This is a genomic window from Giesbergeria giesbergeri, assembly GCF_054779375.1.
On the sequence record NZ_BAAGYJ010000010.1, the window covers coordinates 35,835 to 50,611 of the forward strand.

A 14,777-nucleotide genomic window follows, 5' to 3' on the forward strand; every position below is an offset into this window, starting at 1 on the left:
TTGACATGCGTCAAGCACCATGCTGGCTGGGTAAAAAAACATCACTGTGCTAGGCCGAGGCGCTGGCAAATTTCCAGTGTGGCTGTGCTTTGGTTCATGGTGTAAAAGTGCAAAGCAGGTGCCCCGCCTTGGCGCAGTTGTTCGCACAATTGGGCGACTACATCCAAGCCAAAGGCTTTGATGCTGGCGGTATCGTCGCCATAGGATTGCAGGCGCAGGCGAATCCAACGTGGCACCTCTGCCCCGCAGCTATCGGCAAAGCGCAAGATGCCGCTGGAGTTGATGATGGGCATGATGCCTGGCACCACGGGTATGTCAGCGCCTAGCCGGTGTGCGTCATCGACAAAGCGGAAATAGGCATCGGTATTGAAAAAGAATTGTGTGATTGCCGAATTGGCCCCGGCCTTGACTTTGGCCACATAGGCTTGCAAGTCGGCTTCTGGGGATTTGGCTTGTGGGTGCATCTCGGGGTAGGCTGCTACCTCCAAGTGGAAGTGGTCGCCGGTTTCGGCGCGGATGAAAGCCACCAGATCGGCGGCATAGCGAAATTCACCCATACCACCGTAGCCGCTGGGCAAATCGCCGCGCAAGGCCACTAAGCGCCGCAGTCCCATCGATTGGAACAGGGCCAGCTTTTCGCGCACCGAGTCGCGCGAAGCGCCCACACAGGTGAAATGCGAAGCGCCTTGTTGGCCCTCGTCTAAGATGGCCTGTACGGTTTGCAGCGTGCCGTCTTGTGTCGAGCCGCCCGCGCCGTAGGTGACGGAGCAGAACTCGGGCCGCAGTGCATACAGTTGCTGGCGCACGGCACGCAGCTTCTCAGCCCCCTCGGGAGTTTTGGGTGGGAAAAATTCCACACTCAGCGGCAATGCGCTAACAGCAGAAGAAAGGGGTTTGGATGCGCTCATGCCGCCCTCCGAGCAGAAATAAAGAATTCGCGGTTGCCATCACCGCCAGCAATCGGGCTATCTAGCCACGTTTGCACTGGCAACCCAGCACTGGCGCAAGCCTCGCGGAGGCGCTGCTCCACCACCGGATAGAGGCTGGCATCGCGCACAATGCCACCCTTGCCCACTTGGCCGGGTTGCAGTTCAAATTGCGGTTTGACCAACATCAGCAGCGTGCCACCGGGAGCCAGCAAGGGCACCAAGGCCGGTAGCACCAAGGTTAAAGAGATAAACGACAAATCACCCGTGATGAAGTCAAACTCCGGCGTGATGTTGACGTCTTCTAGCCCAGCACGGCGACGGTGTTGCACCGGCAGCGTGCCCGCTTGACGGGCTTGCTGTTTGGCGGCCCGCTCGGCTTTGAAGGCTTCGATATCGTGCTCTTTGGCATCATCGCTGTCGTCGTAGGCTTCATCGACCACACCGCCATTGCGCATCCAGCTGTACGGGGCCACGGGCTGGGTGTCGTTGTCTTCGGGGTCTTCTTCCACCACTTCAGACAGCGCCAATTCGCAGGCCGCTTGCAGGCTCTCGGCGGTCAGGTGGCGGGCGTTCAGCCCTTCCACACAGACCACCCGCGCATCTTGGCGCAGGCGCTCATGCAACTGGCCGTGGCCCACGTCCACGCCAATCACTTGGGCTGCGCCTTGTTGCAGCAGGCAATCGGTAAAGCCGCCGGTGCTTTGGCCTACATCCAAGCAGCGCAGCCCGGCCACGGAAAAGCCCGTGGCGGCCAGCGCCCCTTCGAGTTTGAGACCACCGCGCGAGATGTATTTGGCCTCGGCGCTATCGAGTAACCGCAACTCGGCCATGACTGGGATTTCATCGCCGTTTTTGGCCACTTTTTGCCACGGCGCAAAGGACGACAAGCGCCACTCCACCCCGGCTGCAATCAGCCGCTGCGCTTGCGAGCGCGTGGCGGCATGGCCTTTTTCTACCAAAAAAACATCTGCACGCATAGCGGGTCACACTCTCTGGTTGGCTTAGTAGCGGTAGCTGTCGGCCTTGTAGGGGCCGTTTTTCGGTACGCCAATATAGGCGGCTTGGGCATCGGTCAGCTCGGTGAGCATGGCACCCACTTTTTTCAGGTGCAGGCGGGCCACTTTTTCGTCCAAATGCTTGGGCAACACATAGACCTTACCGGCTTGGTATTGCTCGGGCTTGGTGAACAGCTCAATTTGGGCGATGGTTTGGTTGGCAAACGAGGCGCTCATGACAAAGCTGGGGTGGCCGGTGGCGCAGCCCAAATTGACCAAACGGCCCTTGGCCAGCAGGATGATTTTCTTGCCATCGGGGAACTTGATGTGGTCTACCTGCGGCTTGATTTCTTCCCACTCGTATTGCTCAATCGAGGCCACATCGATTTCGTTGTCAAAGTGGCCGATGTTGCAGACGATGGCTTGGTCTTTCATCGCCACCATGTGTTCGTGGCGAATCACATCGCGGTTGCCGGTGGTGGTGACGAAGATGTCGGCCTTATCGGCGGCGTATTCCATCGTGACCACTTTGTAGCCTTCCATCGCGGCTTGCAGGGCGTTGATGGGGTCAATCTCGGTCACCCAGACTTGGGCGCTCAGGGCGCGCAGGGCTTGGGCGCTGCCCTTGCCCACATCGCCATAACCGGCCACACAGGCGACTTTGCCGGCAATCATCACATCGGTGGCGCGTTTGATGCCGTCCACCAAGGATTCGCGGCAGCCGTAGAGGTTGTCAAACTTGCTCTTGGTGACGGAGTCGTTGACGTTGATGGCGCGGAACAGCAGCGTGCCCTTGGCCGACATCTCGTTCAGGCGGTGGACGCCGGTGGTGGTTTCTTCGGTCACGCCGATGATGTCAGCCGACTTACGGGTGTACCAAGTGGCATCTACCGCCAGTTTGGCGCGGATGGCGGCAAACAGGATGGTTTCTTCTTCGCTGGTGGGCTTGTCCAAAACGGACAGGTCTTTCTCGGCGCGCTGGCCCAAGTGCATCAGCATGGTGGCATCGCCGCCATCGTCCAAAATCATGTTCGGGCCTTCGCCGGGGGTGCCGGCTGCGCCAAACTCAAAAATGCGGTGGGTGTAGTCCCAGTAGTCTTTGAGCGATTCACCTTTGACAGCAAACACGGGCGTACCACCATCGGCAATGGCAGCGGCGGCGTGGTCTTGGGTGCTGAAGATGTTGCACGAGGCCCAACGCACTTGTGCGCCCAGTGCTTCCAACGTTTGAATCAGCACCGCCGTTTGAATGGTCATGTGCAAGCTACCGGTGATGCGCGCGCCCTTGAGGGGCTGGCTGGCGGCAAATTCTTCGCGGATGGCCATCAGGCCGGGCATTTCGGTCTCGGCAATGCGAATTTCTTTGTGGCCCCAAGCGGCCAAGGTGATGTCGGCAATCGCGCAATCGGCGTTGGCAAAGGTGGAAGAAGGTGCATTCATGGGCGGCTCCAAACAGGGGTGAACAAACCACTGGCCGACACGGAAATTGCAGAAAAGAAAAGCTCACCGCACCGGAAGTGGATGAGCGTCGTTGCTAGGGTGGGTTCCGAGCCTCACGCCCCGCTGTGCTGGGGGCGCTGCAACGCTCCTCGGAAGTGGCCGATTATACGGAGTTGGCAGACAGCACAGTGGTGGCTGGGGGTTTGGGGGGAGCCAGCAAATGATCCACCAGCGCCACCATGCTGGTATGGGTTTGGACACCGGCGGGCCATTCGGGGGGCAGCGGTGCGCTGGGGTCTACTCCGGCGGCTTGGCCGGTGCAAACCAAGTGCAGAATGCCATGCACAGCGGCACCTGCCTGCATGTGTGACAAGCAACTGCCAATAATGCACACTTTGTCTGGGTCGACACCATAACGCTCGCAAATCTGCTCTAGCAGGCCCGGAGCGGGTTTGCGGCAATGACAACCTTCATCGGGGGCGTGGGGGCAATAAAACACCGCGTCAATGCGCCCTCCTACAGCGGCCAGTTGTTTGTGCATGGCCGCATGCACTGCATTGAGCGTGACCATGTCGAACAGGCCACGCCCCAGCCCTGGCTGATTGGCAGCCACTACCACATGCCAGCCCGCATGGTTGAGTCGGGCAATGGCATCCAAAGCGCCGGGCAGGGGTTTCCAGTCAGCAGGGGACGTGATGAACTCATCCTCGCCCAAGGCGTTGATGGTGCCGTCACGGTCAAGAATGGCGAGTTTCATGGGCCAGATTATGGGAGCAAAGCCGCAGGTGTGGTAGCTGCTGGCGCTGTGGGGGCAAGCACCTGCCAACCCGTGATAAACAAGCCTCTATGGCGTCCCTGCGCCCATTGCAACAGTAATGTGGTTTGCCCAGGTTGCCATTGGGCCGCCTGTGGATCGTCGATCAGCACCTGTTGCAAAGGCTCTAGGTTGGCGATGCGCAATACCAGCTCGGTGCCACCGGTGCTGCGCAGATTGGGAAGTTTGGCATGGCTGCCCAAGACTTGTGCTTGCACCGGGGCCAAGGGTTGCAAGCCTTGTAGGTTGTAGGGCCGCCACAGCAAGGCTGCACAGCCCACCAAACAAACGGCAACCCACAACCCCAACAGCATGCGTTGCACGGTGTGCCAGCCCCAGCGCCGCCGCACCAGCCACAGGCCGAGCGTTAGCACCAGCAAGGCCAACAATGGCCCAGCCAACTGCCAGAGCATGGCCGACAAGGGCTGCGCCCCAGCAAAGGGTGACAGTGGTAGCGCGGTGATGGTTGGGCCGCGCCCTTCTTGCCATTGCAACAGCCAGCGCAATCCGGCCAACAGTGCAGGGGGCGCAAACAGCCACCATGCTATGCGTTGCTGTGCCGTCAATGCCATGCCTGTTTTGCCCTCAAGCGGCCAAACGTGACAAGTCGGCCACGCGGTTCATGGCTTCGTGCAGGGTTTTGAGCAGACCTTGGCGGTTCAGGCGCAGATCCAGCTCTTCTGCATTGACCATCACATCATCAAAGAAGGCATCGACAGGTGCGCGCAGCACGGCCAGCGTCTGTAGGCTGGTGGTGTAGTCGCCCGCATCAAATTGCGCATTGGCCTCGGGCACAAAGCGTTGCAAGGCAGCAAACAAGTCTTGTTCTGCTTGCTCTTGCAATAGTGCCGGGTTGACATGGGCATCGACTTCGCCGGCCTTCTTCAAAATGTTGCCTACGCGCTTGTTGGCAGCGGCCAAAGCGGGGGCTTCGGGCAGGGCGGCAAAGGCGCGCACAGCCTCGAGGCGCTTGGCGACTTCGGCCAGACGTTGCGGGCGCAGGGCCAGCACGGCTTCCACCTCTTGGGCGCGGTAGCCTTGCTCGCGCAAGGAGCCTGCCAGACGGTCATAGATAAAGTCGGCCAGAGCCGGGGTGGCGTCTTGGATTTTGTCGCCAAAGGCCGGAACGGCGCTGGCCAGCAGTGTGCCCAAGTCTAACGGCAGGTCTTTTTCCACCAACATGCGAATCACGCCCAAGGCATGGCGGCGCAGCGCGAACGGGTCGCGGTCGCCGGTGGGCAGGTTGCCAATGCCAAACATACCGACCAAGGTTTCGAGCTTGTCGGCCAGCGCCACCACCACGCCGGTGGTGTTGCGTGGCAAGGTATCGCCGGCAAAACGGGGCTTGTAGTGGTCTTCAATGGCATCGGCCACGTCGGTGCTCAAGCCATCGTTGAGGGCATAGTAGCGGCCCATAATGCCTTGCAGTTCGGGGAACTCGCCCACCATGTCGGTCACCAGGTCGGTTTTAGCCAACAAGGCGGCTTGGTCTATCCACTGGGGCAGGGCGGCATCGCCCAAAGCTTGGGCAATGGCATGGGCAATGGCGCGCACGCGCTGCACGCGCTCGCCTTGGGTGCCGAGTTTGTTGTGGTACACCACTTTGCCCAAAGATTCCACGCGCGAGGCCAGCGTCTTTTTGCGGTCTTGGTCAAAGAAGAATTTGGCATCGGCCAGACGGGGCCGCACCACGCGCTCGTTGCCACCCACCACGGCGCTGGCGTCTTCGGGGCTGATGTTGCTGACCACCAAAAACTGGTTGGTGAGCTTGCCCGCAGCATCCAGCAGTGGGAAGTATTTTTGGTTTGCCTTCATTGTGAGGATCAGGCATTCCTGCGGCACGTCGAGGAATTCTGCTTCAAACTGGCATACCAGCACGTTGGGGCGCTCCACCAGCGCCGTGACTTCATCCAGCAAGGCGGCATCGTCAATGGGGCGCACGCCGTTGCCGATGCGCTCGGCTGCTGCGGCCAGTTGGCGGGCGATGTTGGCGCGGCGCTCGGTGAAGCTGGCAATCACAGCGCCATCGCGCGCCAAGGTGGTGGCGTAGCTGTCGGCGTCTGGAATTGCCACGGGCGACACAGTGGCTTCAAAACGGTGCCCTTGGGTACTGTGACCTGCCTGCAAGCCCAGCGCCTTGACGGGCACCACGGTGCTGCCATGCAGTGCCACCAAGCCGTGGGCTGGGCGCACAAAATGCACGCTGCTCCAGCCAGGCAGCTCGCAGTCGCGCTCCAATTGGTAGGTCATGACTTTGGGAATAGGCAGCTTGGCAATGGCTTCATCCAAGGCTTTTTGCAGGCCGATGTCCAACGTGGCCCCAGTGACAAGGCTGTGATAGAACAAGGCTTCGGTTTTGCCATCGGGAGCGCGGTGCAAGCTGGCTGCCACGGCAGCGGGGTCGGTGGGGTCAATGTCGGCCCCGATGGCGGCCAGTTTTTTCAGCAAGGCGGGGGTGGCATGGCCTTGGGCATCCAGACCCACGGCCACGGGCATCAGCTTGACTTGCACGGGCTTGTCTTCGGCCTTGAGCCAAATGTGGCTGATGTGCGCAGCCAAGCGGCGTGGCGAGGCATAGGGCGTGACCACGGTGTCGGCAGAGGTCAGTCCTTGGGCTTGGAGTTGCTCAAACAACAGGCCCGCAAAGGCATCGCCCAGCTTTTGCAGGGCTTTGGGGGGCAGTTCTTCGACAAAGAGTTCGACGAGCAGGTTTTGTGTGGTCATGTTGGGGTTCTCCCGTCTTCAGGCGGATTTTTTCTGGATTTGTGCGACCCACTCGCGCGGGGCCATCGGAAAGCCCAGGCGTTCACGGCTTTCGTAGTAGCTTTGCGCCACGGCCCGTGCCAAGTTGCGGATGCGACCAATGTAGGCGGCGCGCTCGGTCACGCTGATGGCACCGCGTGCATCCAGCAGGTTAAAGCTGTGTGCGGCCTTGAGCACTTGCTCGTAGGCGGGCAGGGCGAGTTGCTGCTCCATCAGGTATTGGGCCTGCTTTTCGTGGGCATTGAAGGCGGTAAACAGAAAATCGGCGTCGGAGTGCTCAAAGTTGTAGGTGGACTGCTCGACTTCGTTTTGGTGGTACACATCACCATATTTGAGGGTGTCTGTCCATTGCAGGTTGTAGACGTTGTCTACGCCTTGCAGGTACATCGCCAGACGCTCAAGGCCGTAGGTGATCTCGCCAGTGGCGGGTTTGCAGTCTATGCCGCCCACTTGCTGGAAGTAGGTGAACTGCGTCACTTCCATGCCATTGAGCCAGACTTCCCAGCCCAAGCCCCAAGCGCCCAGCGTGGGGTTTTCCCAATCGTCTTCCACAAAACGGATGTCGTTCTTTTGGAGGTCAAAGCCCAGCGCCTCTAGGCTGCCCAGATACAGCTCCAAAATGTTGGCGGGTGCGGGTTTGAGCACTACTTGGTACTGGTAGTAGTGCTGCAGGCGGTTGGGGTTGTTGCCATAGCGGCCATCTTTGGGGCGGCGGCTGGGTTGCACATACGCTGCCTTCCAAGGTTCGGGGCCAACGGCGCGCAAAAAGGTGGCGGTGTGCGAGGTGCCAGCGCCCACTTCCATGTCGTAGGGTTGCAGGAGTGCGCAGCCCTGGGCATCCCAGTAGGACTGCAACTTCAAGATGATTTGCTGGAAGGTCAACATGGCTTTGAGAGGCCCGCTGGCGGGGCCAGGGCCGGGCAATAAGAAAGGGTAAAAAGGCGCGCGAGGGTGGTGCCACCGCGTGTGTGCAGCCCATGATTTTAGGGGGCGGGTGATACGGGCGCAGATTGCGCGGCTTGCAGCAACAAAGGCCAGCACCCTTTGGGGGTGCTGGCCTTGTCAAATGGCACATTCGGGGCGTGTTGCCCTTTGGCCTGCTCACCTTCCAAACAACTGCTTGGAAGGGACGCAACATCCTATCTTGGAAGATCAGTATTCCCAGAAGATACGTTGCAATTCTTTGCTGTCATTGGTTTTGGTCAGGGCCACCATCGCCAAGATGCGGGCTTTTTGGGGACGCAAATCGTGGGCAACAACCCAGTCGTATTTGTCGTCAGGTTGCTCGGCATTGCGCAGCACAAAGCCGTCGGGCACGCGGGCCGAGCGCACAATTTGTACGCCTTGGGCGCGCAGAGCCTTGAGCGAGTCCACCGCTTGTGCAGCCACCGAGCCATTGCCGGTGCCAGCGTGTACCAGCGCCTTCACGCCGGCTTTGCCATAAGCTTCAATGCCAGTGGTGTTCATGTTGCTGTAGCCAAAGACAATATCTACCGCAGGCAGGGCTTTGATGTCGTCGATGTTGAATTCAGACGTCATGGTGTGGCGCTTGACCGGGGCGCGGAACCAGTAGTTCTTGCCCTCTACCACCATGCCCAGCGGCCCCCATTGGCTCTTGAAGGCTTCGGTCTTGATGTTGATGCTCTTGCTCACATCACGGCCACTCTGAATCTCGTCGTTCATCGTGACCAGCACGCCCTTGCCTGTGGCATCCTTGCTGGCAGCCACGCTCACGGCGTCATACAGGTTGAGCGCGCCATCTGCCGACAAAGCCGTGCCGGGACGCATGGAGCCCACCACCACAATCGGTTTGGTGGTGCGCACTACCAAGTTCAGGAAGTAGGCGGTTTCTTCCAGCGTATCAGTGCCGTGGGTGATGACGATGCCATCCACATCGGCCTGCTTGCTCAGAGCAGAGACACGTTGGCCCAGCTTGAGCAGATGCTCGTTGGTAAAGCTCTCGGAGGCAATCTGGAACACTTGTTCACCAGAGACCTTGGCAACGCTGCTCAACTCAGGCAGGCCCGCCAGCAGTTTGTCTACGGGGACTTTGGCGGCTGCATAGGTGGCGCTATTGGCTGCCGATGCGCCTGCACCAGCAATAGTGCCGCCGGTAGCCAGCACAACCACATGGGGTTTGGCGGCTTGGGCCATTGCAACGGCAGACATGGCAGACAGCACGACGCCAGCAAACCAGCGGCGCGAGATGGGAGAGGAAATGTGCATGAGTAAGCTTTCCAGATGATGGTTCAGGCCCCGCCGGTTGGGCGGATGACCCCTGTCCGCCTGTTGGGCGGTACACCATCTTATGAGAAATTGGTACCCACATAGATCAGAAATTGGTTGAATTTTGATGAACCTATCGTTTACCCCGAGCCCATGAGGCTGGGCTTGTGGCCAAAAAGCAAAAAGCCTGCCTGCACCGTGGTGCGCAGGCAGGCCATAACAGGAGCGACCGCAAAGGCTGAGTGAGCGGTTTATGGCTCCCAGCGGCGCAGCACCAAACTGGCGTTGGTGCCACCAAAGCCAAAGCTGTTGGACAGAGCAGTGCGGATGGGTGCGTTGCGCGTGACGGTGACCAGCGGCATACCCTCGGCGGCAGGCTCCAAGGTCTCGACGTTGGCAGAACCAGCGATAAAGCCGTCTTGCAGCATCAACAGGCAGTAAATGGCCTCTTGCACCCCGGTAGCGCCCAACGAATGCCCGGTGAGCGACTTGGTGGACGAAAACGGCGGAATGGCATCGCCAAACACAGCGCGGATGGCCCGCAGTTCAGGCACATCACCCACTGGGGTGGAAGTGCCGTGGGTGTTGATGTAATCAATCGGGCCATCCAAGCCCTCAATGGCTTGGCGCATACAGGCAATGGCACCCTCGCCCGAGGGGGCTACCATGTCTTCGCCATCCGAAGTGGCACCAAAACCGACCACTTCGCCCAAAATGGTCGCGCCACGGGCCAAAGCATGGTCTAGACTTTCCAACACCACCGCGCCGCCACCTCCAGCGATGACAAAGCCATCGCGGTGGGCATCGTAGGCGCGCGAGGCTTTCTCGGGGGTTTCGTTGTACTTGCTGGACATGGCACCCATGCCATCAAACAGCAAGGCCATGCCCCAGCTCAGTTCTTCGCCACCACCAGCAAACATCACATCCTGCATCCCCCAAGCAATTTGCTGCGCGGCTGCGCCAATGCAATGGGCCGACGTGCTGCAAGCCGAGGTGATGGAGTAGTTGATGCCCTTGATGGCAAAATTGGTCGACAAGCAGGCCGACACGGTAGAACTCATGCAGCGTGTGACCTGGTAAGGCCCGACGCGGCGGATGCCCTTGCTGCGCAGCACATCGGCGGCTTCGATTTGGTTGGCAGGAGAGCCACCGCCCGAACCCATAATCAAGCCGGTGCGCGGGTGCGAGACTTGCGCGGGTGTGAGGCCCGCTTGGGCAATGGCGTCTTGCAAAGAGATGTGCGCGTAGGCTGCTGCATCACCCATAAAACGCAATTGCTTACGGTCGATGCGTTCTTCGAGGTTGATGTGCGGAATGCCTGCCACTTGGGTGCGCAGCCCCAACTCGGTAAAGGCGGGCATCGCGCGAATGCCAGAGCGGCTCTCGCGCAGGGATTGCACGACTGTGGCCCGGTCGTTGCCAATGCACGAGACAATGCCCGTGCCTGTGATGACTACCCGTTTTTTGCTCATGCTGCGGTCTCCTTGCCCTCGCCCTCACGCATGAACAACCCTACGCGCAGGTCGTTGGCGACATAAATTTCTTTGCCATCGGCCAACAGACGGGCATCGCCAATGGCCATATTCAGCTTGCGCTTGATCACGCGCTTGATGTCGATTTCGTAGGTGACCAATTTGACATCTGGCCCGACTTCGCCGGTGAACTTGACTTCACCTGCACCCAAGGCACGACCCCGGCCCGGCAGTTGCAGCCAAGTGAGGTAAAAGCCAATCAATTGCCACATCGCATCCAGCCCCAAGCAGCCGGGCATGACCGGATCGCCTTGGAAGTGGCAGGCAAAGAACCACAGATCGGGTTTGACGTCCAACTCGGCCACGATGCGGCCCAGTCCGTGGGCGCCGCCATCGGCATCGATATGGGTGATGCGGTCGAACATCAGCATAGGGGGCAGCGGCAGACGGCCACTGTCGGGGCTGAACAGCCGTCCTTCGCCCGAGGCAATCAGTTGTTCATAGGAAAAGGAATCTGCCATGTTCAATCGTGCTCCACAACAGCGGCCATGCCGCTTCGGTTTCTCTGCTTTGTAGTCCGCCTGCGGGCGGTGTCAACCCTCCATTATCCCGCCAGTGAGGGCCTTGTGGCAGACCGTTGTGTGCGCCATGCCAGCAACAGTACCAGAGTAGCCCCTGCCCACAGGGGCCACAAGCCCCAACGTGCCGCCCAGAAGGCATAGGGCGTGGGGGGGCCATCACGCCCTTGCACCTGTGCGGTCAGTATGGTGCGCGTCAGGCGTGGCACTTGGTATGTGACTTTGCCTCGGTGGTCAATGACGGCGGTGGCGCCGGTGTTGGTTGCACGCACCATGGGACGCTCAAACTCTAGCGCCCGCATTCGACTGATGTGTAAATGTTGGTCGATGGCTAGGCTGTCACCAAACCAAGCAATGTTGCTGAAGTTGACAAAAATTGTGGGTGCCTGGGTGGGGTGGGCAAAGCGGGCGGCCAGTTCTTCGCCAAACAAGTCTTCGTAGCAGATATTGGGGGCAATGCGTTGCCCGCGCCAGTGCATGGGCAGTTGGGCCAACGCGCCCCGGTTGAAGTCCCCCAATGGGATGTTCATCATCTCGGTAAACCACTTGAACAGTGGCGGGATAAATTCGCCAAAAGGCACCAGATGGTGTTTATCGTAGCGGTAAGCGGTCTGTTGCCCAAGCTGCCAGCCAATCACCGAGTTGGTATAGCCTTGGCGCATATCTCCCAGCGGGATGCCCAACAAGGCTGCTTGTGCCCCAGAGCGGTAGTGTTGCTCTAGCCCCTCCAGATAGCCAGGTAGCAATTGCTGTGGCAGCAAGGGGATGGCCGTTTCTGGGGCAATCACCAGGTCTGCCTGAGCACTCTTCAGAGCGCGGGCATACCAACGTAGTGCCAATGGCACGCCGCTGCCGGGCTGAAATTTTTCATCTTGGGGAATGTTGCCTTGCAAGAGGGCCAAGGTGATAGGGGGGGGCTGTGGCGCTGAGGTGGATGCACACAGATCGATGGCGCAATCGCGTTGCCAATGCAGCAGGCCCAGCCCACCGAGCAGAGCCAATCCGAGCAGCCAGGCACGAAGGCGGTGCAGGTCGGTGCGTTGGGTCTGCACCATCAGCATGCCCACTGCCGCCGTCACAAAGCCAATGCCATACACCCCTACTGTGCGCGCTAGCGCGGCCAGTGGGCCGTCTACATGGGCATAACCGCTAGCACCCCAGGGAAAGCCTGTCCACCAAGTGCCACGGGCCAATTCTGCTAAAAGCCAGACGCTGCCAAAGGCGAGTGCTGTCAGCCCTCGGTGCTGGCGTGGTGCCAATTGGGCAAACAGGGCCAGTGCCCCAGCATAGTAGCTGGCTAAAAAACCGGCCAGTGCCAGCACGGCCAACACGGCCAATGGCGCTGCCAATCCGCCATAGGTGTGCATAGAAATAAACAACCACCAAAAGGTGCCTGCCAGCCATGTGGTTGCAAAAATGCCCCCGTACCGTGCGGCCTGACGCCAAGGCACAGGCGGGCGCACTAGCCAAGCCAATACGGCGATGGATGCCAGTTGCAACCACCACAAAGGTTGACCACTGCCTGGCCAAGCCAGCGAAGCCGCCTGTGCCCCGCCTGCACACAGGGCCAATGCCCCCCGAACCCACGGGTTTGCTGTCCGTGCTGTCGTTGGCGCTATCACGGGAGAGTGGGTGGCGTTGCTGCCGGAGTGACTTTCAACCAGCGCACAGCCCCACCGCGGGTGTGCAGCACAGAAAATTGCAGGCCTGACAACTGCATTTGCTCTCCGCGCCGAGGGGCATGGCCCATTTCGTGGGCGATCAGGCCACCGATGGTCTCAAAACTCAGGGCCGTATCGGTGCTGCACAATGCCACCCCTAGGGCTTCGGTCAACCGTGCAATGGGGGTGTCGCCACTGATGCGGTGAGTTTTGTCGGGCAGGGTGAGGATATCGCCCTGGTCTTCGGGCAGATCGAACTCGTCTTCGATCTCGCCCACAATTTGTTCCAGCACGTCTTCAATGGTGATGAGCCCAGCAACCCGGCCAAACTCATCGATGACGACGGCCATGTGGTTGCGATTGCCACGAAACTCACGCAGGAGATCGTTGAGCCCCTTGCTTTCGGGCACAAACATGGCCGGACGCAGTAGATCACGCACAGACAGTTGTGGGCTGTGCTGCAATTTGAGCAGGTCTTTGGCAATCAGGATACCAACGATGTTTTCGCGTTCGCCTTGGTACACCGGAAAACGAGAGTGTCCGGCTCCGATGATGGTGGGCAGCAGTGCATCCAGCGAGGCATCGACTGAAAGCATATCCATGCGTGGTGCTGGCACCATCACATCGCCTGCGCGTACATCGGTCAGGCCAATGACGCGCTCAAGCATCAGGCGCACTTCGGCATCGATCAGCGCATTGCTCTCGGCTTCGGTCAGGACTTCCAGCAGCTCAGCCCTGGAGTCTGGCCCAGGGTGAATAAACTCGACCAGCTTTTGCAGGAAAGTGCGTTTTTCTTCCCTGTCGGGCCAACGCGCAGAGTGTGGATCAGACACAGCCTTGGATGCAGGACGTGCAGTAGTGGAAGGAGTGGGTAGGATACCGGATGGCTGCCGTCTCGGGTATCTTTTGGTGGGTGTTTCTCCCACCGTGCTGTTTATTCCGCCGATTGGTGGCGTGCTGCTTGTACTCCTTGCCGTATTTCTTGCACCCCTGCCAGAAAGTGCCGGAACTGTTGTGCTTGCTGTTTGAGCCGGTAATCCAGCTCGGCCCATTGTTGTTCCACCAGTTCGGTCATGCGCGAATCCAGGCTGGCAGGTGGCAAAGTGAGGTAGGCCTCAGACTCTCCGGCGTCTTGTTCAATGACAGCCCCTGCATTGCGCACGATTTTGAGCATGGCCGTGTTTTCTGACAGGGCGTGGATGAAAACCAAACGCACCCCGGCATTGCGGGCGTGGATGGTGGCGCGTTCAAATAGGCGTGCGCCCAGTCCTTGTCCCCGCGCCTTGCGCAGCACAGAGACGCCAAACTCGGCGCACTGTTCATGCTCTGGATGCTGGGCCAGTGCCAGATGGGCCATTGCAATCAATTCTAGGCGTCGGTTGTAGACACCAAAAATTTCATCGCGCTCAAAGTCCAGCTGCGCTACATAACGGTGGATTTGTGCATCATTGGCAGGATAGCCAAAGCGCAAATAACGGTCGCCCGGCTCCAACGCCAACAGATGGGTGGCAATGCGCTCTCTGTAGGTGGGGCCCAGTGAGCGTATAGGCACTACCAGGGTAGGCCGGGTGATGGGTAGGGGGGGGCATGCTGCATCGCCGGTTTCCCGGTCACTCACTGGGCGCAGCAGATCAATGCCAGCGTCCCAGGATGCCTTGAGCCAGTCTTTGGTCGAGATCATGGCTGCCACTTTAGGTGTTTTCCGGCAACTTTCCAAGCATTTTTTGTTGCACTGCAACAATTTTGTGACCTCCATCCAACTGGGGCTACAAGGCCGTAGAATCCCGCCTGCTGCGGCGTTAACTCAGTTGGATAGAGTACCCGGCTTCTACCCGGGCTGTCGGGGGTTCGAATCCCTCACGCCGCGCCATCTTGTTTGCTATTTTTCTCATTCTCAAG

At 59.6% G+C, this 14,777-nt stretch carries 13 protein-coding genes, 1 tRNA gene and 1 riboswitch; of the genes, 1 reads left to right on the top strand and 13 read right to left on the bottom strand.

Annotation, left to right across the window (positions count from 1 at the left end):
- Positions 1 to 41: 41 nt before the first annotated feature.
- The 13 genes from metF to ACYVB2_RS13540 all read right to left on the bottom strand — a co-directional run bounded on the left by metF (position 42) and on the right by ACYVB2_RS13540 (position 14,559).
- Complete coding sequence (gene metF, locus ACYVB2_RS13480; protein ID WP_382433825.1) at positions 42 to 908, bottom strand: methylenetetrahydrofolate reductase [NAD(P)H]; 867 nt, start codon at positions 906 to 908, stop codon at positions 42 to 44.
- Entirely contained in the window at positions 905 to 1,906 is a 1,002-nt protein-coding gene (locus tag ACYVB2_RS13485) for a TlyA family RNA methyltransferase (protein ID WP_382433827.1), read from the bottom strand. Before ACYVB2_RS13485 ends, metF begins: the two co-directional genes overlap by 4 nt.
- Before the next feature lie 24 nt (positions 1,907 to 1,930).
- Positions 1,931 to 3,364: an adenosylhomocysteinase gene (ahcY, locus tag ACYVB2_RS13490; protein WP_382433829.1), complete on the bottom strand. Its 1,434-nt coding sequence runs from the start codon at positions 3,362 to 3,364 to the stop codon at positions 1,931 to 1,933.
- A 76-nt stretch (positions 3,365 to 3,440) separates the two neighbouring features.
- Positions 3,441 to 3,521, bottom strand: a riboswitch (S-adenosyl-L-homocysteine riboswitch).
- Positions 3,522 to 3,527: 6 nt separating this feature from the next.
- Positions 3,528 to 4,121: a D-glycero-beta-D-manno-heptose 1,7-bisphosphate 7-phosphatase gene (gene gmhB / locus ACYVB2_RS13495; RefSeq protein ID WP_382433831.1), complete on the bottom strand. Its 594-nt coding sequence runs from the start codon at positions 4,119 to 4,121 to the stop codon at positions 3,528 to 3,530.
- Positions 4,122 to 4,129: 8 nt separating this feature from the next.
- Positions 4,130 to 4,750 (bottom strand): hypothetical protein, encoded by a 621-nt coding sequence (locus ACYVB2_RS13500; RefSeq protein WP_382433833.1) that lies wholly within the window; start codon positions 4,748 to 4,750, stop codon positions 4,130 to 4,132.
- A 13-nt stretch (positions 4,751 to 4,763) separates the two neighbouring features.
- Positions 4,764 to 6,902 (bottom strand): glycine--tRNA ligase subunit beta, encoded by a 2,139-nt coding sequence (glyS, locus tag ACYVB2_RS13505; RefSeq protein WP_382433835.1) that lies wholly within the window; start codon positions 6,900 to 6,902, stop codon positions 4,764 to 4,766.
- An 18-nt stretch (positions 6,903 to 6,920) separates the two neighbouring features.
- Positions 6,921 to 7,826 carry a glycine--tRNA ligase subunit alpha gene (gene glyQ / locus ACYVB2_RS13510; protein WP_382433837.1) on the bottom strand — a complete coding sequence of 302 codons (906 nt, stop codon included), beginning with the start codon at positions 7,824 to 7,826 and terminating at the stop codon, positions 6,921 to 6,923.
- A 267-nt stretch (positions 7,827 to 8,093) separates the two neighbouring features.
- Positions 8,094 to 9,167, bottom strand: a complete 1,074-nt coding sequence (locus ACYVB2_RS13515; RefSeq protein ID WP_382433839.1) for a type II asparaginase — start codon at positions 9,165 to 9,167, stop codon at positions 8,094 to 8,096.
- 251 nt (positions 9,168 to 9,418) lie between these two features.
- Entirely contained in the window at positions 9,419 to 10,639 is a 1,221-nt protein-coding gene (gene fabB, locus ACYVB2_RS13520) for a beta-ketoacyl-ACP synthase I (protein ID WP_382433841.1), read from the bottom strand.
- Positions 10,636 to 11,160: a bifunctional 3-hydroxydecanoyl-ACP dehydratase/trans-2-decenoyl-ACP isomerase gene (gene fabA, locus ACYVB2_RS13525; protein ID WP_382433843.1), complete on the bottom strand. Its 525-nt coding sequence runs from the start codon at positions 11,158 to 11,160 to the stop codon at positions 10,636 to 10,638. The genes fabB and fabA overlap by 4 nt, the downstream gene beginning before the upstream one ends.
- Before the next feature lie 83 nt (positions 11,161 to 11,243).
- The gene (gene lnt / locus ACYVB2_RS13530; protein ID WP_382433845.1) at positions 11,244 to 12,839 is read right to left on the bottom strand and encodes an apolipoprotein N-acyltransferase; all 1,596 of its coding nucleotides are present in this window, start codon (positions 12,837 to 12,839) and stop codon (positions 11,244 to 11,246) included.
- Positions 12,836 to 13,711 (bottom strand): HlyC/CorC family transporter, encoded by an 876-nt coding sequence (locus ACYVB2_RS13535; protein WP_382433847.1) that lies wholly within the window; start codon positions 13,709 to 13,711, stop codon positions 12,836 to 12,838. Before ACYVB2_RS13535 ends, lnt begins: the two co-directional genes overlap by 4 nt.
- A gap of 101 nt (positions 13,712 to 13,812) precedes the next feature.
- The gene (locus tag ACYVB2_RS13540) at positions 13,813 to 14,559 is read right to left on the bottom strand and encodes a GNAT family N-acetyltransferase (protein ID WP_382433849.1); all 747 of its coding nucleotides are present in this window, start codon (positions 14,557 to 14,559) and stop codon (positions 13,813 to 13,815) included.
- Positions 14,560 to 14,671: 112 nt separating this feature from the next.
- Between ACYVB2_RS13540 and ACYVB2_RS13545 the strand changes: the two genes are divergently transcribed.
- Positions 14,672 to 14,748 (top strand) — tRNA-Arg (locus tag ACYVB2_RS13545).
- Positions 14,749 to 14,777: the final 29 nt, after the last annotated feature.

Bases quoted from the DNA above. Each gene is read 5' to 3' on its own strand.
- ACYVB2_RS13485 (WP_382433827.1), bottom strand. From the start codon at position 1,906: ATGCGTGCAGATGTTTTTTTGGTAGAAAAAGGCCATGCCGCCACGCGC.
- fabB (WP_382433841.1), bottom strand. From the start codon at position 10,639: ATGAGCAAAAAACGGGTAGTCATCACAGGCACGGGCATTGTCTCGTGC.
- ahcY (WP_382433829.1), bottom strand. From the start codon at position 3,364: ATGAATGCACCTTCTTCCACCTTTGCCAACGCCGATTGCGCGATTGCC.
- ACYVB2_RS13500 (WP_382433833.1), bottom strand. From the start codon at position 4,750: ATGGCATTGACGGCACAGCAACGCATAGCATGGTGGCTGTTTGCGCCC.
- ACYVB2_RS13540 (WP_382433849.1), bottom strand. From the start codon at position 14,559: ATGATCTCGACCAAAGACTGGCTCAAGGCATCCTGGGACGCTGGCATT.
- glyS (WP_382433835.1), bottom strand. From the start codon at position 6,902: ATGACCACACAAAACCTGCTCGTCGAACTCTTTGTCGAAGAACTGCCC.
- fabA (WP_382433843.1), bottom strand. From the start codon at position 11,160: ATGGCAGATTCCTTTTCCTATGAACAACTGATTGCCTCGGGCGAAGGA.
- metF (WP_382433825.1), bottom strand. From the start codon at position 908: ATGAGCGCATCCAAACCCCTTTCTTCTGCTGTTAGCGCATTGCCGCTG.
- ACYVB2_RS13515 (WP_382433839.1), bottom strand. From the start codon at position 9,167: ATGCACATTTCCTCTCCCATCTCGCGCCGCTGGTTTGCTGGCGTCGTG.
- glyQ (WP_382433837.1), bottom strand. From the start codon at position 7,826: ATGTTGACCTTCCAGCAAATCATCTTGAAGTTGCAGTCCTACTGGGAT.
- gmhB (WP_382433831.1), bottom strand. From the start codon at position 4,121: ATGAAACTCGCCATTCTTGACCGTGACGGCACCATCAACGCCTTGGGC.